Source organism: Rhizobium sp. P2_G2, from assembly GCF_056403555.1.
This window is the reverse complement of record NZ_JBFUFF010000266.1, coordinates 1-871: the sequence shown is the minus strand read 5'-3', so window position 1 is coordinate 871 and position 871 is coordinate 1. Positions and strand designations below refer to the sequence as shown.

General features: G+C 55.7%; 1 protein-coding gene. It reads left to right on the top strand.

The features are described 5' to 3' along the window. Positions 1-636: 636 nt before the first annotated feature. The coding region (locus AC1D06_RS42650; RefSeq protein ID WP_477991624.1) for a transposase at positions 637-871 on the top strand (235 nt) is incomplete at its 3' end.

Here is an 871-nt window from a genome sequence, read left to right as displayed (position 1 = left end):
CTGTGCGACCTCTTCACCCGCCTCGCAAACGGCCACCTCGTCAAAGACATCGATGCTCTGATGCCATGGGCTTACGCCGCCCGCATCAAGGCCTCACAATGAGCTCGTCAGATACTCGTCGGTGAGCTCACACCGGCCCCCAGGCAAACCTATCAAGCCGCTGCAACTGACAAATCAATGGGGCGCAGACGCCGCATACGAACTATCTCGGCAATACGAGTTGCAGCGGAATTTAAACAGGGAGTTGGGACTGGGGATGAAAATGTGAGGGAGCCGGCGCGTACGTCGGCGAGTTTTAATGCAGTACTGCTGAACCGCGCCGTTTCCTGACGGTCTTACTTTCGGTCAATCCTCCGGCGGCAGGTCGTCTTCGTCGATGTTCATCTCCAGGCGGAAGCCTGCTACGTCAGCATGGCCATATCTCAATTTTGCACCATGTAGCACTGCGAATTTTATCTTGTCAGCCGCCAGCATCGTCAACAGATGCGGAAGCACGTCGGATGGCAGCGAAAATAGCCGCTCAAGATGTCCACGATAAAGGCTGAGGGTTACCGATAGGAGTCGTATGCGGTATGACCTGCCACGGGTAATTTCCTCCAGAATGGATTAGAGTCCGGCCCATTGAAGGACGGACGCATGAAGAAGCAGAGATTTACGGAAGAGCAGATTATTGCGGTTCTGAAGGAGCAGGAGGCTGGCGCGAAGGTAGCCGACCTGTGCCGCAAGCACGGAGTTTCCGAAGCGACATTTTACAATTGGAAAGCCAAATACGGCGGCATGGAAGTGTCCGAGGCCAAGCGTCTGAAGGCGCTGGAAGAGGAGCGGCATGGAAGTGTCCGAGGCCAAGCGTCTGAAGGCGCTGGAAGAGGAG